General features: G+C 60.6%; 19 protein-coding genes. 11 read left to right on the top strand and 8 right to left on the bottom strand.

From position 1 onward, the window contains the following. Positions 1–20 precede the first annotated feature (20 nt). From kdgD to KSS97_RS05325, 5 genes are all read right to left on the bottom strand, one after another. On the bottom strand, positions 21–932 hold the full coding sequence (gene kdgD, locus KSS97_RS05345) for a 5-dehydro-4-deoxyglucarate dehydratase (RefSeq protein ID WP_030139832.1): 912 nt from the start codon (positions 930–932) through the stop codon (positions 21–23). 426 nt (positions 933–1,358) lie between these two features. Then, a complete protein-coding gene (locus tag KSS97_RS05340) occupies positions 1,359–2,105 on the bottom strand; it encodes a FadR/GntR family transcriptional regulator (RefSeq protein ID WP_030139831.1) in 747 nt (248 codons plus the stop codon). Between the two features lie 259 nt (positions 2,106–2,364). Beyond that, positions 2,365–4,092 (bottom strand): ABC transporter ATP-binding protein/permease, encoded by a 1,728-nt coding sequence (locus KSS97_RS05335; protein ID WP_217861250.1) that lies wholly within the window; start codon positions 4,090–4,092, stop codon positions 2,365–2,367. A gap of 98 nt (positions 4,093–4,190) precedes the next feature. Beyond that, positions 4,191–4,751 (bottom strand): response regulator transcription factor, encoded by a 561-nt coding sequence (locus KSS97_RS05330; RefSeq protein WP_003177957.1) that lies wholly within the window; start codon positions 4,749–4,751, stop codon positions 4,191–4,193. Continuing rightward, positions 4,744–6,006, bottom strand: coding sequence for an ATP-binding protein (locus KSS97_RS05325; RefSeq protein ID WP_030139829.1), 1,263 nt, complete (start codon positions 6,004–6,006; stop codon positions 4,744–4,746). Before KSS97_RS05325 ends, KSS97_RS05330 begins: the two co-directional genes overlap by 8 nt. A 368-nt stretch (positions 6,007–6,374) precedes the next feature. On the opposite strand from KSS97_RS05325, the gene KSS97_RS05320 reads away from it, so the two are divergent. Beyond that, positions 6,375–7,091 carry an SIMPL domain-containing protein gene (locus tag KSS97_RS05320; RefSeq protein ID WP_030139828.1) on the top strand — a complete coding sequence of 239 codons (717 nt, stop codon included), beginning with the start codon at positions 6,375–6,377 and terminating at the stop codon, positions 7,089–7,091. 90 nt (positions 7,092–7,181) lie between these two features. On the opposite strand, the gene KSS97_RS05315 is transcribed toward KSS97_RS05320, so the two are convergent. Then, the gene (locus KSS97_RS05315) at positions 7,182–7,427 is read right to left on the bottom strand and encodes a hypothetical protein (protein ID WP_024618924.1); all 246 of its coding nucleotides are present in this window, start codon (positions 7,425–7,427) and stop codon (positions 7,182–7,184) included. Between the two features lie 134 nt (positions 7,428–7,561). Further along, a complete protein-coding gene (locus KSS97_RS05310) occupies positions 7,562–7,945 on the bottom strand; it encodes a DUF6124 family protein (RefSeq protein ID WP_030139827.1) in 384 nt (127 codons plus the stop codon). Between the two features lie 1,418 nt (positions 7,946–9,363). Between KSS97_RS05310 and KSS97_RS05305 the strand changes: the two genes are divergently transcribed. The 9 genes from KSS97_RS05305 to KSS97_RS05265 all read left to right on the top strand — a co-directional run bounded on the left by KSS97_RS05305 (position 9,364) and on the right by KSS97_RS05265 (position 22,080). Continuing rightward, positions 9,364–10,965 carry an ABC transporter substrate-binding protein gene (locus tag KSS97_RS05305; RefSeq protein WP_217861249.1) on the top strand — a complete coding sequence of 534 codons (1,602 nt, stop codon included), beginning with the start codon at positions 9,364–9,366 and terminating at the stop codon, positions 10,963–10,965. Between the two features lie 255 nt (positions 10,966–11,220). Beyond that, on the top strand, positions 11,221–12,846 hold the full coding sequence (locus KSS97_RS05300; RefSeq protein WP_217861248.1) for an ABC transporter substrate-binding protein: 1,626 nt from the start codon (positions 11,221–11,223) through the stop codon (positions 12,844–12,846). 408 nt (positions 12,847–13,254) lie between these two features. Further along, complete coding sequence (locus KSS97_RS05295; protein WP_030139825.1) at positions 13,255–14,856, top strand: ABC transporter substrate-binding protein; 1,602 nt, start codon at positions 13,255–13,257, stop codon at positions 14,854–14,856. Positions 14,857–15,026: 170 nt separating this feature from the next. Beyond that, a complete protein-coding gene (locus KSS97_RS05290) occupies positions 15,027–16,442 on the top strand; it encodes an OprD family porin (RefSeq protein ID WP_198797775.1) in 1,416 nt (471 codons plus the stop codon). A 75-nt stretch (positions 16,443–16,517) separates the two neighbouring features. Continuing rightward, complete coding sequence (locus tag KSS97_RS05285) at positions 16,518–18,113, top strand: ABC transporter substrate-binding protein (RefSeq protein WP_217861247.1); 1,596 nt, start codon at positions 16,518–16,520, stop codon at positions 18,111–18,113. 75 nt (positions 18,114–18,188) lie between these two features. Further along, entirely contained in the window at positions 18,189–19,199 is a 1,011-nt protein-coding gene (locus KSS97_RS05280) for an ABC transporter permease subunit (RefSeq protein WP_030139822.1), read from the top strand. 10 nt (positions 19,200–19,209) lie between these two features. Continuing rightward, complete coding sequence (locus KSS97_RS05275) at positions 19,210–20,121, top strand: ABC transporter permease subunit (protein WP_030139821.1); 912 nt, start codon at positions 19,210–19,212, stop codon at positions 20,119–20,121. A gap of 10 nt (positions 20,122–20,131) precedes the next feature. Next, a complete protein-coding gene (locus KSS97_RS05270; protein ID WP_014336599.1) occupies positions 20,132–21,100 on the top strand; it encodes an ABC transporter ATP-binding protein in 969 nt (322 codons plus the stop codon). After that, positions 21,100–22,080, top strand: a complete 981-nt coding sequence (locus KSS97_RS05265; protein ID WP_030139820.1) for a peptide ABC transporter ATP-binding protein — start codon at positions 21,100–21,102, stop codon at positions 22,078–22,080. The genes KSS97_RS05270 and KSS97_RS05265 overlap by 1 nt, the downstream gene beginning before the upstream one ends. Before the next feature lie 254 nt (positions 22,081–22,334). On the opposite strand, the gene KSS97_RS05260 is transcribed toward KSS97_RS05265, so the two are convergent. Continuing rightward, positions 22,335–22,586 carry a hypothetical protein gene (locus KSS97_RS05260; protein WP_030139819.1) on the bottom strand — a complete coding sequence of 84 codons (252 nt, stop codon included), beginning with the start codon at positions 22,584–22,586 and terminating at the stop codon, positions 22,335–22,337. A gap of 681 nt (positions 22,587–23,267) precedes the next feature. On the opposite strand from KSS97_RS05260, the gene KSS97_RS05255 reads away from it, so the two are divergent. Next, entirely contained in the window at positions 23,268–23,627 is a 360-nt protein-coding gene (locus tag KSS97_RS05255) for a DUF6124 family protein (RefSeq protein ID WP_217861246.1), read from the top strand. The last annotated feature ends 62 nt before the right edge of the window (positions 23,628–23,689 follow it).

Here is a 23,689-nt window from a genome sequence, read left to right as displayed (position 1 = left end):
CAGCGGCCTTGTCGGGTCTGTTACTGCTTGCCTTGCTTGTCGATCAGCGCGGCCAGGGCTTCGTATTCTTCTGGCAGCAGATCGGTCAACGGCGTGCGCACAGGACCTGCGTCATAGCCAACGATCTTCGCGCCAGCCTTGACGATGCTCACTGCGTAACCGGCCTTGCGGTTGCGGATGTCCAGGTATGGCAGGAAGAAGTCGTCGATGATCTTGCCAACGGTCTCGTGATCGTCGCGGGCAATGGCGTGGTAGAAGTCCATCGCGGTTTTCGGGATGAAGTTGAACACCGCCGAGGAGTAGACCGGCACGCCCAGGGCCTTGTAGGCCGCGGCGTAGACTTCAGCGGTCGGCAGACCGCCCAGGTAGCTGAAACGATCGCCGAGGCGACGACGGATCGACACCATCAGTTCGATATCGCCCAGGCCGTCCTTGTAGCCGATCAGGTTCGGGCAGCGCTCGGCCAGTTGCTCCAGCTGAGTGGCGTTCAGGCGGCAGACGTTGCGGTTGTACACCACCACGCCGATCTTCACCGATTTGCACACGGCTTCAACGTGGGCGGCAACGCCGTCCTGGCTGGCTTCGGTCAGGTAGTGCGGCAGCAGCAACAGGCCCTTGGCGCCCAGGCGCTCGGCTTCTTGAGCGTATTCGATGGCCTGGCGGGTGGCACCACCGACACCGGCGAGGATTGGCACGCTGGTGGCGCAGGTATCGACGGCAGTCTTGATGACTTGGGAATACTCGCTGGCGGCCAGGGAGAAGAATTCACCGGTGCCGCCCGCTGCGAACAACGCAGAGGCGCCATACGGGGCCAGCCACTCGAGACGCTTGATGTAGCTGTCGCGATTGAAATCGCCATTGGCAGTGAAATCGGTGACCGGGAACGACAGCAGGCCAGACGAGAGGATGGACTTCAGTTCTTGTGGATTCATTATTCGAACACCCTGGACGCAAATGTTGTGTTGTAGGAAACGGTTCAGCTTCATGTGAAGTTGTAGGTCATCGTACAACTTAAAATGTGAACGTCAACTGCATTTCGTCTTTTGTTGGGGAGGCAGGCCAGGGCTGTTGGCGTGAAGCCTTCTAAATCGGGACTTAGGACGAGATTGGAAGACGAATGGAAATTGCCGCCAGGACGGCTCGTCGACCCTGTTAACTCTGCCAATAGGCACCGTTGCAGCGTGGGGACACAGCCCCAGGCACGGCGGTGCTGCGCACGGCTGTAGTTCCTTCACAATCTTTATTGAGTCGCCTTACGCGGCGATCAGCGCGGCCTCACAGGGAGGGACATTCTGTGGCGAGGGGATTTATCCCCTCGCCACAGAAGCAATGACTCGCCTCATTTCAACCGAAAGACGCTAGCCCTGCGCCTGCGCCTCTTCATGGGCCTGGCGCAACCGCTCGCGGCTGTTGGTCAGGTGCAGACGCATGGCCGCACGGGCGGCGTCGGAATCCTGGCGAGCAATGGCCTCGTAGATTTCCTCGTGCTCGCGGCTCAGGCGGTCCATGTAGTGCTGATGGTCGTCATGGGCCAGGCGCGCCGAGTTCAGCCGGGTACGCGGGATGATGCTGGTGCCCAGGTGGGTCATGATGTCGGTGAAGTAGCGGTTGCCGGTGGACAGGGCGATTTCCAGGTGGAAGGCGAAGTCCGAGGCCACCGCGTCGCTGGCGTGGGCCGCGCTTTCGTTCAAGGCATCAAGGGCCGCCCGCATCGCCGCCAGTTGCTCATCGCTGCGGCGCTGCGCCGCCAGCCCGGCGGATTCCACTTCCAGGCTGATGCGCAATTCCAGGATCGCCAGCACATCGCGCAAGGTCACTACCGTGGCCGGGTCGATGCGAAAACCGCTTGGGCTGGGCGTGTCCAGCACGAAGGTGCCAATGCCGTGGCGGGTTTCCACCTGGCCGGCCGCCTGCAACCGGGAAATTGCCTCGCGCACGACTGTGCGGCTGACGCCATGGGCTTCCATGATCGCCGACTCGGTGGGCAATTTATCGCCACGCTTGAGCAGGCCGTCGCGAATCTGCTCGGTCAGGACCGTCACCAGCTCCTGCGCCAGGCTGCGGCGCTTGCGGGGAAGGCGTGGGACGTTGATCGGGTTTTCCATGGTGTGTCTCTATATTTGGCAAGCGGCTAAGTGTGCATCATAGCGCAACGTGGTTGTACGATCACCGTGCTCACCGGTGGGCCTTGTCAAAGGTTACCGCCATGCATCGTTGTGGCGAGGGGATTTATCCCCGCTGGGCTGCGTAGCAGCCCCCTTGATCTATTGGCAGACTCAATATCGAGGACCGTTGATTTGAAAGGGGCGCTTCGCGCCCAGCGGGGATAAATCCCCTCGCCACAACAGCGTTCGACAATGACAATCAGGCGGTCACCGCCTGCTCCACCAGTTGGCCATTTTCGATACGCACGTGTCGCGGATGGAAACGTTTCAAACTGCTTCGATGGCCGACGCTGACAATGCTCAGGCCCGGCAACTGGTCGATCAAGGCCTGGTACAGCGTCGCCTCGTCCTCTTCATCCATGGCCGACGTGGCTTCGTCCATGTACAACCATAACGGCGCGTAAAGCAATGCGCGGGCGAAGGCCAGGCGTTGCTGCTCGCCGGGCGAGAGCATGCGCTGCCAATGGTTGCTTTCGTCCAACCGCGAAACCAAGTGCGGCAGGCGGCAGGTTTCCAGCACCTGAGCATAACGTTCGTTGGGGTAAACATCGCCGGCTTGTGGATAACTCAGCACTTCGCGCAGGCTGCCGATCGGCAAATAGGGCTTTTGCGGCAGGAACAGATAACGGGCCGACGGCAACAGAATGCTGCCATGCCCGGTGGGCCACAAATGCCCCATCGCCCGCAACAACGTGGACTTGCCGCTGCCGGAACGACCGCTGAGCATCACCCGCTCGCCCGGTTCGACATTCAGTTCGGCGTGGGTCAGCAAATGGCGACCATCGCTCAGGTCCAGCCCGAGGTTGCGTACGTTCAGCTCATTACCCTGGTTCTGAACATCGATGGCCGGCACGCGGTCTTCGTTGTCACTCATTGCCTGACGGAAACTCAACAAGCGATCACAGGTGGCCCGCCACGCGGCGAGGTTGGCGTAGGCGGTGATGAACCAACTGAAATTCTCCTGCACGTTACCGAACGCCGAACTTATCTGCATGAGTTCGCCCAGTTGGATCTTGCCGGAAAAATAGCGCGGCGCGGCGACCATGAACGGGAAAATGATCGCGATCTGGCCGTAGCCGGACGTGAAGAACGTCAGGCGCTTGGACACCCGCATGATGTCCCAGAAGTTATGCCAGACCAGGCCAAAACGCCCGCTCAGACGGCGATTCTCGTTGGGCTCGCCGTTATACAGCGCAATGCTCTCGGCATTCTCGCGCACCCGAACCATGGAGAAACGCAGGTCAGCCTCGAAGCGCTGCTGGTTGTTGTTCAAGCCGATCAAGCGACGACCGATCAGGTGCGTCAACCAGCTGCCCACCGCCGCATAAATCAGAGCGCACCAGAACATATAGCCCGGGATGGTGTAGCCGAACACTTCAATGCTGCCCGAAATGCCCCACAAGATAATCGAGAACGATACCAGGCTGACCACGGTGCGCAGCAGGCCCAGGCCCAGTTCCAGCGTGTTGGTGGTGAAACTGTTGAGGTCTTCGGATATCCGCTGGTCGGGGTTGTCGGTATAGCCGCCCTGCTCCAGTCGGTAGTAATTCTTGTCATCGAGCCAGCGGGCGAAGTGCTGCTCGGTGAGCCAGGCCCGCCAGCGAATGGTGAGCATCTGCGTGAGATACAAACGGTACACCGCGCCGAGGATCGCCACCGCAGCGATACCGCAGAAGTACAGGATCAACCGCCAGAATGCCGCGCTCTCCTTCTCTTGCAGGGCATTGTAGAAATCCCTGTTCCAATTGTTGAACCACACCGAAATCGCCACGCTGAACAACGACAGCGCTATCACGGCGATCAAAAGCATCCAGGCCTTGCCCTTCTCCTCACTGCGCCAGTATGGCGTGGTCATTTGCCAGACACGGCGGAAAAACTGGCCGCGCACCGCGTCATTGACCGCGGAATATTCAGCGTTCTGATTCATGGTTAAGGCTCTATAAAGAAAAGAACAGACTCGGGCCGATCATATAGAGCAACGGCCCGATGTGTCGCGGGGGTGGACAACATCTGTTCAGCGCAGGTTCAGCGACGTACCGGACGCTTTTGCAATTTGCGCTGCAAGGTCCGCCGGTGCATGCCCAAGGCGCGGGCCGTGGCGGAGATGTTGCCTTCGTGCTCGGTCAGCACGCGCTGGATGTGCTCCCATTGCAGGCGATCCACCGACATGGGGTTTTCCGGCACCAAGGTGTCGAGGTCGGCGTGTTCGGACAGCAGCGCCGCCAGCACGTCATCGGCATCCGCCGGTTTGCATAGGTAATTGCAGGCGCCGCGCTTGATGGCTTCGACCGCGGTGGCGATGCTCGAATAACCGGTGAGGATCACCACGCGCATTTCCGGGTCCAGTTCCAGCAGCTTGGGCAGCAGCACCAGGCCCGAATCGCCGTCCATTTTCAGGTCGAGGGCGGCATAGTCCGGCAGGTCGGCCTGGGCGATGGTCAGGCCCTCCTCGGCAGAACCGGCGGTGCTGACGCGAAAACCGCGGCGGGACATGGCGCGGGCCATGACGCGGGTGAAGGTGGCGTCGTCATCCACCAGCAGCAGGTGCGGCAGTTCTTCGCCGTCGACTTGGATCTCGTCACTCATATTCGTCTCCTCGGTCGGCATGGGGCAGGCGCAGCTCGGTGAGCGTGCCGCCTTCCTCATGGGGGTAGAGTTTCACCGAGCCGCCGGCGCGTGTCACGCTGGCCTTGCTCAAAAACAGGCCCAGGCCGAAACCTTTGCCCTTGGTGGTAAAAAACGGTTTGCCGATCTGCTCGGCAATCGCCAGCGGCACACCGGCGCCGTGGTCGCGAATGCAGATCGTCAGTTCATAGGCATCCCAGTCCAATACCACTTCCAAGCCTTCGGGGCAGGCGTCGGCGGCATTGTTCAGCAGATTCAGCAGCGCTTGGGTCAAGTCCGGCGGCGGCGCCATGCGCGGCACCGTGCCCTTGCCCAGGCACTGGAAGCGGTAACTGGCTTCGGGGCGCATCAGGTGCCAGCGATTCAGGGCATCGTCGAGCCAGAACGTGACTGCCTGCATGTCGATGTCCAACCGGCGATTGGCCTCGGCGGCGCGCACCAGGTATTGCAGGGTCTCCTTGCAGAGCTTGACTTGGTCCTGCAGCACGCTGAGGTCTTCCTGCAACGCCGGGTCTTTGTGATCCTGGCGCATTTCCTTGAGCAGCACGCTCATGGTCGCCAGCGGTGTGCCCAACTCGTGGGCGGCGCCGGCGGCCTGGGTCGCCACGGCCAGCAGTTGCTCGTCCCGCAGGCCTTCTTCGCGGCGAATGGCGCGCAACTCTTCCTGGCGGCGCAGCTCCTCGGCCATGCGCGCGGCAAAGAAGGTGATGACCGCGGCGGCCAGGGCGAAGCTCAACCACATGCCGTAGATCTGCAGGTTTTCCCGGGCGATGGGGAAGGTTTCCAGCGGATAGAACCGCGCCAGCAACAAGGTGTACAGCGCCAGGGCGATGCCAGACAGGATCAGCGAAAACCGCCACGGCAACGTCACGGCAGCGATGGTCAGCGGCACCAGGTAATAAGAGACGAAGGGGTTGGTGGAGCCACCGGAAAAATACAGCAGCGCGCTGTGGATAAACAGGTCGCAGGCCAGTTGCACGGCGTATTCAAGTTCGGTCACTGGCCATGAGGTGCGCAGGCGAATCGCCGTCAACGCGCAGAGTACGCTGGAGAAAACCAGGGTAATCGCCAATTGCAGCCAGGGCAGCGGCAGCAGGTCGAACCAATAGGCAAGCCCCACGGAGCCGGCCTGGGCCGCGAGGACCAGAATGCGGATAAACGTCAGGCGCCAGAGATTCTGGCGAGAAGCGGAAGTCATTTGCAAAGGGGCGAGCATGAGCTCTCCTGATGAGCGCTCCAGGCGGATCGCACGGAGTATAACCAACGCACGGCGGGCAGAGGCAGATATGCGGCAAAGCGCCACAGCCCCGAAATGACACACCGACCATTGTGGCGAGGGGATTTATCCCCGCTGGGGCGCGAAGCGGCCCCCAAAAAGGTCAGGCACCACGCCGAGCTGGGGCATGGCAATTCTGGGACTGCTACGCAGTCCAGCGGGGATAAATCCCCTCGCCACAGAAAGCCCTTCACCGAGCTGATCTGTATAGAAGTTGTAACTGTGCGAACCGCACCATAAACGCTAGAGTCTTATCGTTCACGCAGGCCCGGAACCTACACCCCTGCGCATCATCCCAAGGAGCTTTCATGCACACGTTCAGTCGCCCCGCCGCCCTGCTCGCCCTCAGCCTCGGCACCGTCGCCAGCCTGCCGGCCCTGGCCGCCGACGAGCTTCATTACAACCAGATCTCCCTGCGCGCCGAAGCCAGCCAGGAAGTGGCCCGCGACCTGATGATCGTCACCCTCTACACCGAGGAACAGAACACCGACCCGGCCAAGCTCGCCGCCGCCGTCAGCACCACCCTGAATAAAGCCATAGGCCAGGCCAAACAGGTCAAGGGCATCAACCTGAGCCAGGGCAGCCGCAACAGCTACCCGATCTACGACAACAAAGGCGGGAAAATCACCGGCTGGCGCGAACGCGCCGAACTGCGCCTGGAAAGCGCCGACTTCGCCGCCCTGTCCAAACTCACCGGCGAATTGCTCAGCGACATGAAAATGGGCGGCATGGACTTCGCCATCGCCACCGCCACTCGCCAGACCAGCGAAGACGCCCTGCTCAAGGACGCCGTCAACGCCTTCAAGGCGCGCGCCCAACTCGCCACCGAAGCCTTGGGCGGCAAGGGTTACAAAATCGTCAACCTGAACTTCAATACCAATGGTTATCCACAACCGTACATGCGCCCGCAGATGATGATGAAAGCGGCGTCCATGGATGCGGAGTCGGTGACGCCTGAGGTGGAAGCGGGCACCAGTAAGGTAACGATGACGGCGGATGGGGTGGTTGAGGTGTTGATGCAGTAACCATCCAAGGCAGCGGGTCAATCGCACTGATTGCAATTGATCCGCCTGTTAGGGGAGGCCCCTTTAGCCTGGCGACACGGTCCATACATCTTATTTCAGCAAGGCAACGGCCGCTTTAGCGAGCTGGATGAACAACTCATCATCCTGCGCATCAAAATCGCCATCCCCGTCGGCATCTCCTTTTACGTCCACCTTGTCGTAGCGGCCGTTCTTCAGAGAGGAGGACACAGAGGTGGAAAAATCCAGCTCTTTCCCGCTGTAGAACTCGAACAGGACCTCTGGGCTACTATCACGATCCAGGTCTTCGATAGATATGCGAATTTCTTTAGCGGCCATGATTACACCTCTTCCAATGAATAAAGTAATAACGGCATCGCTACAGAAGAGGAGCGCGCCTGGATCCAACCTACCTCCAGGCGCACAGCGTCGCTACTGTCAGATCTGTCAGGTGTATGCCTGTACAGCGGCTCTCAAGGTGCTGGGCTCGCCGGCGCTTCAAGCTGATCCAACGCCTTGTCCACCAGCAACTGGCACAACTCCACCAACTGATGAATTCCCAACGCCACACTGCGCCGCGTGCCCTCCACTTCAAACGCCAGGTCCTCGGCCATGGTCTTGATCGAGGCTAGGGTTTCGGAAGTGCTGGTCAACAGCGTATCGGTGTCGGCCTTGGCGGTAACGGAGAACAGGCTATCGATGCGTGGATCGGTACTGGGCTTTGAAGGCTTCGGATTGAGGTAATGATCGAGGGCCCGATCGGCGGCGGCTCGGTCTTTTAGCAGGTCTTCGATGGCGTCGAATTCTGCTAGGGGGTTTGTTCTGTTGAAGGGGGGATCGGGGACTGACTTATCCATATTCAATGCTCCTGCTTAAAAAGTTGGAGCCATCCCTGTGTCGTTTCCACGCGACAATAGGTGGCAGCTGTACGCGGGGTGGAAATACCGGTAAGCAGGACCCGGCCAGACCGAAGTCTGCCCACGCACAGCCGCCAGGACGCAGTTTGCAGACGAAACGAGACGTCGGCAACACGATGTTCAGCCATGCCCTACTAATTCAGGTTTCCACACCCGATCGCTGCTTTGGCAGCGACGTTCAAAGGTTAGAGCCCCCACTTCCGACCGGCAACCCTAAAAAGCTGTGGGATGTTTCGTTTCAGGACCGATGATCCTTCCGACAAAAATGAATGACTCATCACACCTCCTGGCGCAGCAACCCCGTGGCGAGGGAGCTTGCTCCCGCTGGGCTGCGCAGCAGCCCCAAACCTGACACCTCGGTACGTCAGATGAATGCAGTCGCTGCTGTTGGGGCCGCTTCGCGCCCCAGCGGGAGCAAGCTCCCTCGCCACGGGTTTGGTGGTCGGCGGGACATAGACATATTGCTTCGACCTCTGCTGGGGTCTTCTCAGAACGGAGTCGCACAATAGTTTTGACATCTCCAAAAACAGCACGAGAGAACTGTCCACGTTTTATGGAATGTGGACAGCGAAAGATTCGGCCGCCTTGAAAAGTCAAAATATTTTTCTTAGGCATGAAATGACCAGCCTTCATACCTGGGCTTTCAGGCCACCTTCGCGAACAAACCCACACACAACTGATCGGGTACATTCGTGAGAGATAGGCCGGCTACTAGGCCGCCTTCGCGAGCAGGCTCGCTCCCACAATGGATTGGGATATGACCGGGAGAGCCAGGTCGGCTACCAGGCCGCCTCGCGAGCAAGCTTTGCTCCCACAGATTTGAAGGGTGCACGACCGCAAGAGCCAGGTCGGCTATAAGGCCGCCTCGGCCCGGCTTTTGATCTGAGGGCCCCGTTAACCACGATGGCCGAACGCAGGCATTGTGGAGTGGGCATCCCGGCATGGATGCCGGGATAGCCGCGCAGGGCCATGGATGGCCCATCGCGGCGGGCCCACGGAGCAATGCCGGAGTGAGGGCACACCGAGCTAAGCGAGGTGCCGAGTGGTGGGGCAAAGCGCTTTTGGTTACTTTTGGCTGGTCCGGCTCCCGGCTCCTCCAAAAGTGACCCGCCGTAAGGGCGGAACCCTAAGTAGCCGTTACCGCAGCAATGGATATGTACCCGACTGGAAGGCCGCCATCGCGAGCAAGCTCCCCACAGTTTGATCGGAGTACAGCAGGAAGAACCAGGCCGGCTATCAGGCCGCCTCACCCAAGAAGCTATACCCAAACCCCACGGTCCCCCTCACTTTTCGATATTTCCAACACCCCCACCCGCAACGCTACTCTGCTGAAAACCTCACCGCCCCCAAGGGATTTCATGGACAGAACCACCTTCAAGCCCCTCCTGCTCGCCCTGGCCCTGATCGGCAGCGCCCCACTGGCCCAGGCCGCCACCACCCTGGTCTACTGCTCCGAAGCCAGCCCCGCCGGCTTCGACCCCAGCCAATACACCAGCGGTACCGACTTCGACGCCTCGGCCGAAACCGTCTTCAACCGCCTCACCCAATTCAAGCGCGGCGGCACCGAGGTCGAACCCGGATTGGCGACGAGCTGGGACGTATCGCCCGATGGCCTGGCCTACACCTTCCACCTGCGCGACGGCGTGAAATTTCACACCACCGACTACTTCACCCCCACCCGCAACTTCAACGCCGACGACGTGCTGTTCACCTTCCAACGCCTGCTCGACCCACAACACCCGTTTCGCCAGGCCTACCCCACCGAATCGCCGTACTTCACCGACATGGGCCTGAACACCACGATCAAAAACGTCGAGAAAGTCGACGAGCACACCGTCCGCTTCAGCCTGAACAACGTCGATGCGGCTTTCGTACAGAACCTGGCGATGAGTTTTGCCTCGGTGCAGTCCGCCGAATACGCCGCGCAATTATTGAAGGAAGGCAAGGCCGGCGACCTGAACCAGAAACCCGTCGGCACCGGGCCGTTCGTGTTCAAGCGTTACCAGAAGGATTCGCAGATCCGCTACACCGCCAACACCGCGTACTGGAAGCCCGAGGACGTGAAGCTCGACAACCTGATTTTTTCCATCACCCCGGACGCCGCCGTGCGCCTGCAAAAGCTCAAGCGCGGCGAATGCCAGGTCAGCGGTTATCCGCGCCCGGCCGACATCGAGGTGATGGAGCAAGACCCGAACCTGCGGGTGCTCAAGCAGCCCGGTTTCAATCTCGGTTTCCTGGCCTACAACGTGACGCACCCGCCGCTGGACCAGCTCAAGGTCCGCCAGGCGCTGGACATGGCCATCGATAAACCGGCGATCATCAAGGCCGTTTACCAAGGCGCCGGGCAGCTGGCGCAGAACGCCTTGCCGCCGGCCCAGTGGTCGTTCGACCCGGCGATCCAGGACGCGCCCCATGACGTGACCAAGGCCAAGGCGCTCCTTAAGGAAGCCGGGGTTGCGCCCGGTACAACCATTGATTTGTGGGCGATGACGGTGCAGCGCGCCTCCAACCCCAACGCGCGGATGTCGGCGCAAATGATCCAGCAGGATTGGGCCAGGATTGGCATCAAGGCCAACATCGTCAGCTACGAATGGGGCGAGTACATCAAGCGCGCCAAGAACGGCGAACACGACGCGATGATCTACGGCTGGACCGGCGACAACGGCGATCCGGACAACTGGCTCGGCGTGCTTTATAGCTGCGCGGCGGTCAAGGGCAGCAACTACGCCAAGTGGTGCGACCCGGCCTACGACCGGTTGGTCCAGCAAGCCAAGGTCGCGGCCGACCGGCAAAAACGGATCGAGCTGTACCAGCAGGCGCAGAAAATCCTCAAGCAGCAGGTGCCCATCACGCCCATTGCCAACTCAACGGTGTTCCAGCCGATACGCAAGGAAGTGGTGGATTTCAAACTCAGCCCATTTGGCCTCACACCCTTCTACGGCGTGGGTTTGAACAAGTAAAACCCGCCCCATGGCGGTGCGTCGCGGCCTTGCGCCGCACCGCCAAGGAGCGCGTTTCGCCCCAAAAAAGCCTGCGCAAACGGTCAAATGCGTCAGAAGTTACAAAGATGCGACATTAAGGTACGTTCGTGCCACTGTTTCAGACTTGTAACCGCTCTGGATCTTGCATTGGGTATGGGGCCTGCATAAGTATCCGCAGGACGACTCACGAGGTCGCCCTCAAATCCAAAAATGACAACAAATCATGAGGCCAACATGCTTAAACACGCGGTCATTCCGTTTTTAGTCGGCGCAGGCTTGTTAGCCAGCGCTCCTTTCGCTTCCGCCGCGACTAACCTGGTGTTCTGCTCCGAAGGCAGCCCGGCCGGTTTCGACCCTGGTCAGTACACCACCGGAACCGACTTCGACGCCTCTGCAGAAACCATGTTCAACCGCCTGACCCAGTTTGAGCGCGGCGGCACCGCCGTGATTCCTGGCCTGGCCACCAAGTGGGACATTTCCGAAGACGGCCTCACCTACACTTTCCACCTGCGTGAAGGCGTCAAGTTCCACACTACCTCGTACTTCAAGCCGACCCGTGAATTCAATGCCGACGACGTGCTGTTCACGTTCAACCGCATGATCAACAAGGACGACCCTTTCCGTAAGGCGTACCCGACCGAATTCCCGTACTTCACCGACATGGGGATGGACACCAACATCACCAAGATCGATAAAGTCGACGACCACACCGTCAAGTTCACCCTCAAGGATGTAGACGCCGCGTTCATCCAGAACATGGCGATGAGCTTCGCCTCGATCCAGTCCGCCGAATACGGCGCCCAACTGCTCAAGGAAGGCAAGGCCCCGGACATCAACCAGAAGCCGGTCGGCACTGGCCCGTTCGTGTTCAAGAGCTATCAGAAAGACTCCAACATCCGCTACACCGGGAACAAGGACTACTGGAAGCCTGACGACGTGAAGATCGACAACCTGATCTTCGCCATCACCACCGACCCGTCGGTGCGCATGCAGAAGCTCAAGAAAAACGAATGCCAGATCACCCTCTTCCCACGCCCGGCCGACCTCAAGGCCCTGAAGGAAGACAAAGCGTTGAAGATGCCTGACCAGGCGGGTTTCAACCTGGGCTATATCGCCTACAACGTGATGGACAAGATCAAGGGCAGCAACGAGCCGAACGTGCTGGCCAACCTGAAGGTCCGCCAGGCGCTGGACATGGCGGTCAACAAGCCACAGATCATCGACTCGGTGTACCAGGGCGCCGGCCAACTGGCGGTCAACGCCATGCCGCCGACCCAGTGGTCCTACGACACCACCATCAAGGACGCCAAGTACGATCCTGAGAAAGCCAAGGAGCTGCTCAAGGAAGCCGGCGTCAAGGAAGGCACCAACATCACCCTGTGGGCGATGCCGGTGCAGCGTCCGTACAACCCGAACGCCAAGTTGATGGCCGAGATGCTGCAGTCCGATTGGAAGAAAATCGGCCTGAACGTCAACATCGTCAGCTACGAATGGGGCGAGTACATCAAGCGTTCCAAGGGCGGCGAGAACCAGGCCATGATCATTGGCTGGAGCGGTGACAACGGTGACCCGGACAACTGGCTCAACGTGCTGTTCGGCTGCGACTCGCTGGCCGGCAACAACTTCTCCAAATGGTGTGACAAGAAGTTCGATGGCCTCGTGAAAGAAGCCAAGCGCACCACCGACCAGGCCAAGCGCACCGAACTGTACAAACAGGCGCAACACGTCCTCAAGGATGCTGTGCCAATGACACCTATCGCTCACTCGACGGTGTATCAACCCATGCGCGCCAACGTGCAGGACTTCAAGATCAGCCCCTTTGGCTTGAACTCCTTCTACGGCGTCAGCATCAGCAAGTAAGGTGACCTGTGGCGAGGGAGCTTGCTCCCGCTGGGCCGGTCCGACGCTTCGGGCGTAGCAGCCCCTTTCTGAGCGCGATGGCGGACTATCAACGACGCCATCGCGAGCAGGACTCGCTCCCACGCCATGCCGTCGCCCTGTCTGCCGAGACCAAGACCTAGGAAATTGCCTACATCCAAAAGCACTGCGTCCCACAGCAGTTGGTTTAGGACGTGTCGCCTTTTCCCACAAGTCTTTCAGGCGTTTCCGCATTTACCGCCTGGCCCACGACCCATAACGTCGGGGCTGCCGGTTTGCTGGCCCTGTGGCATCGCTGTTTACGCAATGGAATGAGCCCAGTGCTCCGGACCTGTCCCCGGAAGGACACCGGATCACTGATCAACACCCCGAAACGAGAGAGGGAGCGTCATGCGCCATACCTTGGTTTTATCCGCATTGCTGGGCACCGGCCTGTTGGCCGCCACCTCCGCAGCCCAGGCCGCCGGTGGCAGCCTGGTGTTTTGTTCCGAAGGCAGCCCCGCCGGTTTCGACACCGCGCAATACACCACGGCCACCGACAACGATGCCGCCGAACCGCTGTACAACCGCCTGGCCGAGTTTGAAAAAGGCGCGACCAATGTAGTCCCAGGCCTGGCGACGAGCTGGGACATTTCCGAAGATGGCTTGAAGTACACCTTCCACCTGCGCGAAGGGGTGAAATTTCATACCACCGATTACTTCACGCCGACCCGGGATTTCAACGCCGACGACGTGCTGTTTACCTTCAACCGCATGCTTGACCCGCAGCATCCGTTCCGCAAGGCCTACCCCACCGAGTTCCCGTACTTCAACGGCATGAGCCTGAACAAGAACATTGCCAAGGTCGAAGCAACCGGGCCGCTGACGGTGGTAATGACGCTCAACAGCGTCGACGCCGCGTTCATCCAGAACATTGCCATGAGCTTCGCCGCGATCCTCTCGGCCGAATACGCCGACCAACTGCTCAAGGGCGGCAAGCCGAGCGACATCAACCAGAAGCCGATCGGCACCGGGCCGTTCGAGTTCAAGAGCTATCAGAAAGACTCCAATATTCGTTATGTCGCCAACGACAAGTACTGGGCGCCGGAACGGGTGAAACTGAAAAACCTGATCTTCTCCATCAACACCGACGCCTCGGTGCGGGTGCAGAAGCTCAAGGCCAACGAATGCCAGGTCACCCTGCATCCACGTCCCGCCGACGTGCCGGCCTTGAAGAACGATCCCAAGCTGCAACTGATCGAAAAACCGGGTTTCAACCTCGGCTACATCGCCTATAACACCCGCCACAAGCCGTTCGACCAGGTCGAAGTGCGCCAGGCGCTGGACATGGCGGTGAACAAGCAAGGCATTCTCAACGCCGTTTACCAAGGTGCGGGGCAACTGGCGCAGAACGCCATGCCGCCGACGCAATGGTCCTACGACGACACCATCAAGGACACGCCCTACAACCCGGAAAAAGCCAAGGAGTTGCTCAAGGCCGCCGGGGTCAAGGAAGGCACCGAAATCACCCTCTGGGCCATGCCCGTGCAACGCCCGTACAACCCCAACGCCAAGCTGATGGCCGAGATGCTCCAAGCGGACTGGGCGAAGATCGGCCTGAAGGTGAAGATCGTCAGCTACGAATGGGGCGAATACATCAAGCGCACCAAGAACGGCGAGCACGACATCAGCCTGATCGGTTGGACCGGCGACAACGGGGACCCGGACAACTGGCTGGGCACGCTCTATAGCTGCGACGCCATTGGCGGCAACAACTACTCCATGTGGTGTGACCAGGATTACGACAAGCTGATCAAGCAGGCCAAGGTCGTCACCGACCGTGACCAGCGCACCGTGCTCTACAAACAGGCCCAGCAGTTGCTCAAGCAGCAAGTGCCGATCACCCCTGTTGCCCACTCGACGGTCAACCAGCCGCTGAGTGCCAAAGTCGAAGGGTTCAAGGTCAGCCCCTTCGGTCGCAACGTCTTCTCGGGCGTCAGCCTGAACCCATAACCGCTTAGCCGCACAGCGAGGGCTTCCCTGGAAGCCCTCACGCAGAAGTCTTGCCTTAATTCGCCGATCAGGCGCAAAGCAAACGTTTGCAAGCTGCAAATGAGTTCCAAACCGATAGCCGTATCACCAAAAAAGAACGGCATGAAAAAGAAAGAAAAGGAGCGTTACCGATGAAACTGAGCAGCACCGCGATACTGGCCTTGGCCATCAGCAGCGTTACGGCCACGGCTTACGCTGAATCCCAGAGCCAGGCAGTCACCCCAGTGACCCTCAAGACCACCAGCGAGCAAAGCGAAGCCAAGGGCTTCATCGACGGCCAATCCGTCACGGGTAGCACGCGCAACTGGTACGCCAACGAGCAATTCAAGCGCGGCACGAAACTCACCTATCGCAAGAACGGCGAAGCACGCGAGACCGATCGCCGTATCAACTGGCTGCAAGGCACCATCATCAAGTACAACTCGGGCTTCACCGAAGGCACCGTAGGCTTCAGCACCGAAGTGGCGGCCTACAATGCCATCGCCCTCGACCGGGATCGCAAGGACCTGGCGTCCAACAATGGCGGTGCACCGACCACCCGTCCTGGGGCCGGCAACAACCGTACCCTGACCCATGAAGGCGGCGACGCTGTGGGCCAGTGGAGCAAACTGGGCCTGGCCAACGTCAAGGCCCGCGTGTCCAACACCACCCTGACCGCCGGCCGCCAGAACTTCAGCAGCCCGATGGTCGACGTCATCGGCAACCGTGCCCTGCCTTCCAGCTTCCAAGGTGTGAGCCTGCACAGCGAAGAGTTCGAAAACCTGGGCTTCGACATCGCCACCTTCGACCGCAACTCGCCACGTACCGAAGAGAGCCAGCGCAAGTTCCGCTCCGAATACGGTGACAGCAGCGTCGAGACCGATCACGTCAACACCGCCGGTATCACTTACCAGCCACTGGCCAGCCTGAAGACCAGCCTCTGGGCGACCCAGGCCGAGGACATGTGGAACCAGTACTACTTCGGCGCCACCCACGAGCTGGGCGACAGCTCGGTACTGAGCCTGACCACCGGCCTGAACTACTACAAGACCGTGGATTCGGGCAAAAGCAAGCTGGGTGAAATCGACAACGACACCTATTCCCTGTCGTTCGGTCTGACGCACCAGGCCCACAGCCTGACCTTCTCATACCAGGAAGTGAACGGTAACGAGTACTTCGACTACCTGCACGAAACCAACGGCATCTACCTGGCCAACTCCCTGCTGTCGGACTTCAACGGCCCGAACGAGAAATCCTTCCAGATCGCCTATGGCCTGAACATGGCCGAATACGGCGTACCAGGCCTGAAGTTCAACATCTACCAGGCGCGCGGCTGGGGCATCGACGGCACGCACTACAACAGCACCGGTTATAGCGACGTGCGGGCCATGGACGGTGAGCACCACTATGAATACGGCGTCGGCGCGTCCTATGCCGTACAGAGCGGCCCTCTGAAAGCCACCGCGATCCGTGCGACCTACACCGCACACCGCGCCAGCGAAAACCAGGCCGACGGCAGCCTCAACGAATTCCGCCTGGTCACCACCATCCCGTTCAACATTCTCTAAACTGCCACCGGGCGGTCGACTCACAAGGTCGCCCGCCCGGTCTTTTGCCAATTACCCGATTGCAGAGGATTGACGATGAACATGATCCCCCTACGCGCCGCCATCGCCGCCGCGCTGCTGAGTGTCGCCGTTGGCGCCACCGCCAAGCCCCTGGTGGTTTGCACAGAAGCCAGCCCGGAAGGCTTCGACATGGTCCAGTACACGACTGCAGTCACCGCCGATGCCGTGGCGGAAACCATTTTCAATCGCCTGGCCGACTTCAAGCCCGGCACCACCGAAGTGATTCCGGCCCTGGCCGAATCCTGGGACATCAGTGACGACGGCCTGACCTACACCTTCCACCTGCGCAAGGGCGTCAAGTTCCACACCACCGAATACTTCAAGCCGACCCGCGACATGAACGCCGACGATGTGGTCTGGAGTTTCCAGCGCCAGCTGGACCCGAACCACCCGTGGCACAAACTGTCGAGCGTGGGCTTCCCCTACTTTGAAAGCATGGGCTTCAAGGAACTGCTGAAAAACGTCGAGAAAGTCGACGAGCACACGGTCAAGTTCACCCTGACCCGCCGCGAAGCGCCATTCCTGGCCGACATCGCCATGGCCTTCTCCTCGATCTACCCGGCCGAATATGCCGACCAGTTGCTCAAGGCAGGCAAAACCGGCGACCTCAACAGCAAGCCAATCGGCACCGGCCCGTTCGTGTTCCAGCGCTACAACAAGGACGCCCAGGTTCGCTTCAAGGCCAACCCGGACTACTTCCGTGGCAAGCCGCCAGCCGATGCGCTGGTATTGGCCATCGCCACCGACAACAACGTGCGCATGCAAAAGCTCAAGACCAATGAGTGCCAGATCGCGCTGTACCCCAAGCCCGATGACATCCCCAGCATCAAGAAAGACCCGAACCTGAAGGTCACCGAGCTGGACGCGATGACCGTCTCCTACACCGCCCTGAACACCAGCCACAAATACATGAGCGACGTGCGGGTGCGCAAAGCCATCGACCTGGCCTTCGACAAGGAAGCCTACGTCAACGCGCTGTTCGGCAAGGGCAACGCCACCGCGGCGGTCAACCCCTACCCGCCGACCCTGCTGGGCTACAACCACGATCTGAAGAACCCGGCCCGCGACCTCGACAAGGCCCGCCAATTGCTCAAGGAAGCCGGCGTGCCGGAAGGCACCGTGTTCACCCTGTTTACCCGCAACGGCGGCGGCCCGACCAACCCCAACCCGATGCTCGGCGCGCAGATGATGCAGGCCGACCTGGCGAAAGTCGGGATCAAGGTCGACATCCGCGTGATGGAATGGGGCGAAATGCTCAAGCGCGCGAAAAACGGCGAACACGACATGGTGTCCGCCGGATGGGCGGGCGACAACGGCGATCCGGATAACTTCCTGACGCCTATGCTCAGTTGCGAAGCCGCCAAGAACGGCGAAAACTACGCGCGCTGGTGCAACGAGAAATTCCAGGCGCTGCTCGACCAGGCACGCGCCTCAGTGAACCCCGAGGAGCGCGCCAAACTCTATGAGCAGGCCCAGGTGATTTTCAACCAGGACCAGCCATGGATCAGCATGGCCCACACTCGGATGTTCACGGCAATGCGCAGCAACGTAGAGGGCTACGTGATTAGCCCGCTCACCACCAATAACTTCGCCACTACCCAGGTGAAGTAGATAAGAAAACGCCCGGCCGCTCTTGATCAAAGAGTTGCCGGGCACGCCTAACCGGCTGATGAGGTACACCTGAAGATGTTTAGTTTTATTGCCCGCCGACTGGGATTATTGATCCCCACGTTCTTCGGCATCACCTTGCTGACCTTCGCGTTGATTCGCATGATCCCCGGCGACCCCGTGGAAGTGATGATGGGCGAACGTCGGGTCGATCCCGAAATGCATGCACAGGCAATGGAACGCCTTGGCCTCAACAAACCGCTGTATGCCCAGTACCTGGACTACATCGGCAAACTGGCCCACGGCGACCTCGGCGAATCGCTGCGCACCCGTGAAAGCGTATGGACCGAGTTCAGCTCACTGTTTCCCGCGACCCTGGAACTGTCCATGGCCGCGCTGTTGTTCGCCGGTATCCTGGGCCTGCTGGCCGGGGTGATCGCGGCACTCAAGCGAGGATCCCTGTTCGACCATGGGGTGATGGGCATCTCCCTGGCGGGGTATTCGATGCCGATCTTCTGGTGGGGCCTGATCCTGATCATGTTCTTCTCGGTGTCCCTGGGCTGGACGCCGGTGTCGGGACGGATCGACCTGCTCTACGACATCGAGCCGAAAACCGGCTTCATGCTGATCGACACGCTGCTGGCCGACGAGCCGGGCGCGTTCCTCGATGCCCTGCATCACCTGATCCTGCCGGCCATCGTGCTGGGCACCATTCCGCTGGCGGTGATCGCCCGCATGACCCGCTCTTCGATGCTCGAAGTACTGCGCGAAGACTACATCCGCACCGCCAAGGCCAAGGGCCTGTCGCCGTCGCGCGTGGTGTTCGTCCACGGCCTGCGCAACGCGCTGATCCCGGTGCTGACCGTGGTCGGCCTGCAAGTCGGCACGCTGCTGGCCGGCGCGGTCCTGACCGAAACGATCTTCTCCTGGCCGGGCATCGGCAAGTGGCTGATCGAAGCCATCGGCGCCCGGGACTATCCCGTGGTGCAGAACGGCATCCTGTTAATCGCCTGCCTGGTGATTCTGGTCAACTTCGTCGTGGACATCCTCTACGGCTTTGCCAACCCACGCATCCGTCACCAGCGCTGAGATCAAGACCATGAGTACTCCAACTACCGCGGTAGCAGTCGATCAAAGCCTGCTGTACCCGTCCCCGTACAAAGAATTCTGGCACGCGTTTTCCCGCAACAAGGGCGCCGTCGCCGGGCTGCTGTTCATGATCCTGATCGTGTTCTGCGCGATCTTCGCCCCGTGGGTCGCGCCGCACGACCCGAGCGAGCAATACCGCGACTTCCTGCTGACGCCGCCGGCCTGGCTGGAAGGTGGGCAGATGCAATTCCTGCTGGGCACCGACGAACTGGGCCGCGACCTGCTCTCGCGCCTGATCCAAGGCTCGCGGCTGTCGTTGCTGATCGGCTTGTCATCGGTGGTGATGTCGCTGATCCCGGGCATCCTGCTGGGGCTGTTCGCCGGGTTCTTCCCGCGCATCCTCGGCCCGACCATCATGCGCCTGATGGACATCATGCTGGCCCTGCCATCATTGCTGCTGGCCGTGGCGATCGTCGCCATCCTCGGCCCAGGCCTGATCAACACCGTGATCGCCATCGCCATCGTCTCGCTGCCGTCCTACGTGCGCCTGACCCGCGCCGCCGTGATGGGCGAACTGAACCGCGACTACGTGACCGCCGCCCGCCTGGCCGGTGCCGGCCTGCCGCGCCTGATGTTCATCACCGTGCTGCCCAACTGCATGGCACCGCTGATCGTCCAGGCGACCTTGAGCTTCTCCTCGGCGATCCTCGACGCCGCCGCCCTGGGTTTCCTCGGCCTCGGCGTGCAGCCGCCTACCCCGGAGTGGGGCACCATGCTGGCCTCGGCCCGCGACTACATCGAACGCGCCTGGTGGGTCGTGAGCCTGCCTGGCTTGACCATTTTGCTCAGCGTGCTGGCAATCAACCTGATGGGCGACGGGCTGCGCGATGCGCTGGACCCGAAACTCAAGAATGCCGCCTGAGGAGATTCCCATGTCACTGCTAGAAATCAAGAATCTCAACGTCCGCTTCGGCGACGCCACCGCCGTGCCGGTGGTCGACGGCCTGGACCTGAGTGTGGAAAAAGGCGAAGTCCTGGCGATCGTCGGCGAATCGGGCTCGGGTAAATCCGTGACCATGATGGCGCTGATGGGCCTGATCGAGCACCCCGGCATCGTCACCGCCGATGCGCTGAACTTCGACGGCAAGAACATGCTCAAGCTGAGCAACCGCCAGCGCCGGCAGATCGTCGGCAAGGACCTTGCGATGGTCTTCCAGGATCCGATGACCGCGCTCAACCCCAGCTACACCGTGGGTTTCCAGATCGAAGAAGTGCTGCGCCTGCACCTGAAGATGTCCGGCAAGGCCGCCCGCAAGCGCGCCATCGAACTGCTGGAAAAAGTCGAGATTCCCGGCGCGGCCAGCCGCATGGACGCCTATCCGCATCAACTGTCCGGCGGCATGAGCCAGCGCGTGGCGATTGCCATGGCGATTGCCGGTGAGCCGAAGCTGCTGATCGCCGACGAACCGACCACCGCCCTCGACGTGACCATCCAGGCGCAGATCATGGACCTGCTGCTGGCCCTGCAAAAAGAGCAGGACATGGGCCTGGTGCTGATCACCCACGACCTCGCCGTCGTCGCTGAAACCGCCCAGCGCGTCTGCGTGATGTACGCAGGCCAAGCCGTGGAAGTCGGCCAGGTGCCGCAGCTGTTCGACATTCCGGCCCACCCCTACAGCGAAGCGCTGCTGGCGGCGATCCCGGAACACAGCATGGGCGCCGAGCGCCTGGCGACATTGCCCGGCATCGTCCCCGGTCGCTATGACCGCCCACAAGGCTGCCTGCTGTCGCCGCGCTGCCCGTACGTGCAGGACAACTGCCGTCAACAACGCCCGGCCCTCGATCCGAAATCCAACAGCCTCGCCCGCTGCTTCTACCCGTTGAACCAGGAGGTGGCGTGATGGCCGTCGTACTTACCGCCCGTGACCTGACCCGTCATTACGAAGTGTCCCGTGGCATGTTCAAGGGCCACGCGACCGTGCGCGCCCTCAACGGCGTGTCGTTCGAACTGGAAGCCGGCAAGACCCTGGCCGTGGTGGGTGAATCCGGTTGCGGCAAATCCACCCTCGCCCGGGCCCTGACGCTGATTGAAGAACCGTCCGCCGGCTCCTTGAAAATCGCCGGCCAGGAAGTGGCCGGCGCCAACAAGGCCGAACGCAAGCAACTGCGCAAAGACGTGCAGATGGTCTTCCAGAGCCCTTACGCGTCCCTCAACCCGCGGCAGAAAATCGGTGATCAGCTGGCCGAGCCATTGCTGATCAACACCAACCTGTCGGCCACCGAGCGGCGCGAGAAAGTCCAGGCGATGATGAAGCAGGTGGGCTTGCGCCCTGAGCATTACCAGCGCTACCCGCACATGTTCTCCGGCGGCCAGCGCCAGCGCATCGCCCTGGCCCGCGCCATGATGCTGCAACCCAAGGTGCTGGTGGCGGACGAACCGACGTCGGCGCTGGACGTGTCGATCCAGGCCCAGGTGCTGAACCTGTTCATGGACCTGCAGCAGGAATTCAACACCGCCTACGTGTTCATTTCCCACAACCTGGCGGTGGTGCAGCACGTCGCCGACGACGTGATGGTGATGTACCTCGGCCGCCCGGTGGAAATGGGCCCCAACGAGTCCATCTACAGCCGCCCGCTGCACCCGTACACCCAGGCGCTGCTGTCGGCCACCCCGACCATCCACCCGGACCCGAACAAGCCGAAGATCAAGATCGTCGGCGAACTGCCCAACCCGCTCAACCCACCGTCCGGCTGCGCTTTCCACAAGCGCTGCCCGTATGCGACCGAGCGTTGCAAGACTGAGGAACCGGCGCTGCGCCCGTTGGATAACCGGCTGGTGGCGTGTCACTACGCCGAGCGGTTCCTCGACGGTGCTGCATAAAGCAGAAGGTAGATAAGCTCTTGTGGCGAGGGGATTTATCCCCGTTGGGCTGCGCAGCAGCCCTAAAGCAATGAACTCAATCTTCCTGGCGCACCGAGTTGCCTGGTTTGGGGCCGCTGCGCAGCCCAGCGGGGATAAATCCCCTCGCCACAGAGGTAAAATTTCACCTTGGGTCATGCGCCGGGCATAAAAAACCCCGCCAGCCCCGACTGAATATCAGTTGGGGCTGGAGGGGTTTTCTTTAGGCTATAGCCCTACGTCTGGCTATCGCCCTCTTCATCCTCATCACCATCCGGCGGATCAACCGGCGAACCATCGTCATCCTCGCCATCGTCTGGATCGCCTGCGTCCGCATCGGTCGCGGCAAGCATCAACTCACCCTGCGCAACCTGCCCACTCGATGCATGCTGATCATGCTGATCGCATTCCGCCCACGCGATGGTGGAGCCCAGGGACAACATCACCAAAACCTTCAATAGCAACATCATGCGTAGAAGCTTATTCATAGCCAATTCCTTCTTTCCGGATAAAGCCGGGGCCCGACGGCGCTCAACAAAATCTAGTTCTGAACCGCCCGGTTCACCAGATAAGACGCCCCCGTACAGCCAGAAATGCCGTCGCTGTACAGAATGGTTTCGAATAAGCCTTATCCCCAAATCTACTAACGCCACAAACCTCCCTTGTGGGAGCGGGCTTGCTCGCGAAGAGGCCGGCACATCCAGTATCCAGGCAGGCTGCCCCACCGCTTTCGCGAGCAAGCCCGCTCCCACAATTTGAATGGGTGTGGTCACAAAGCAGTGCCAAACCAAAACCCTTTTGGGGCCGCCGGGCATTGAGCCCTACAGACAAATACCCGGTAACACGGAACGCTCGTCCCGAGGCTACGTCGCCTTGCGCCTTTGCCTACAACTAAGCCAGAATCCGCCCGCTTGTGCGCTTTGGGGTGGGTCTTTATGGTTACCGGGTCGCTGAAATTCAGCGGTCGGGTTTAGCAGCCTGAATCCCTAGACGCATAGAGTTCCGCATTGTTGAGCAGGTGTTGATGCCTGCCATGTAATGGCGGTTGTGCGTGGGAGACCCTCGGGTCTGCCGGCTCTAGGGGTCCGGTCTGCTAACCCGCGTACAGTCGCCACCCTCTTCGTTTAGCAGCGATGCCTGGCGGCTCCATTACCCCTAGGAGCATCACCATGTTCAAAGCCACACCGAACCCACCCGAATCAGACCCCACCTCTGCCTATTCCAGCCTAGACCCGGAAAAATTCCACGAAGCCACTGAGCGGGCGCTCGATTATTACTTGAAGCCGGAACAGGCCAAGGCCAAGAAAGAACCGCCAGCGCGCCAGCTCTTCACTGTGGTGGAAGGCGTCGATAGCGAAAGCCTGCTCGCCAACCTCAGCGAAAACCTCGCCTCCGCCAACGCCATGATCAGCGACCTGGCATTCGACCTTGAAGGCTCTCGCCGACAGGTTGCGATGGGTATTCTTCAGGTGATCGAGATGAGTGAATTGCTGGCGAATCGGGCGCTGGATATCGTCGATCCGCGTTAGCGACTGGCCCTAAAGAGAGGGCTGACGAGCCGTGCGCCAGCCCGCTTTCATGCAAGCCGACC

Origin of the sequence: Pseudomonas alvandae (assembly GCF_019141525.1) — a bacterium.
Taxonomy (GTDB): domain Bacteria; phylum Pseudomonadota; class Gammaproteobacteria; order Pseudomonadales; family Pseudomonadaceae; genus Aquipseudomonas; species Aquipseudomonas alvandae.
Note: the sequence above shows the minus strand (reverse complement) of the source record. Positions and strands in the feature narration are given on the sequence as shown.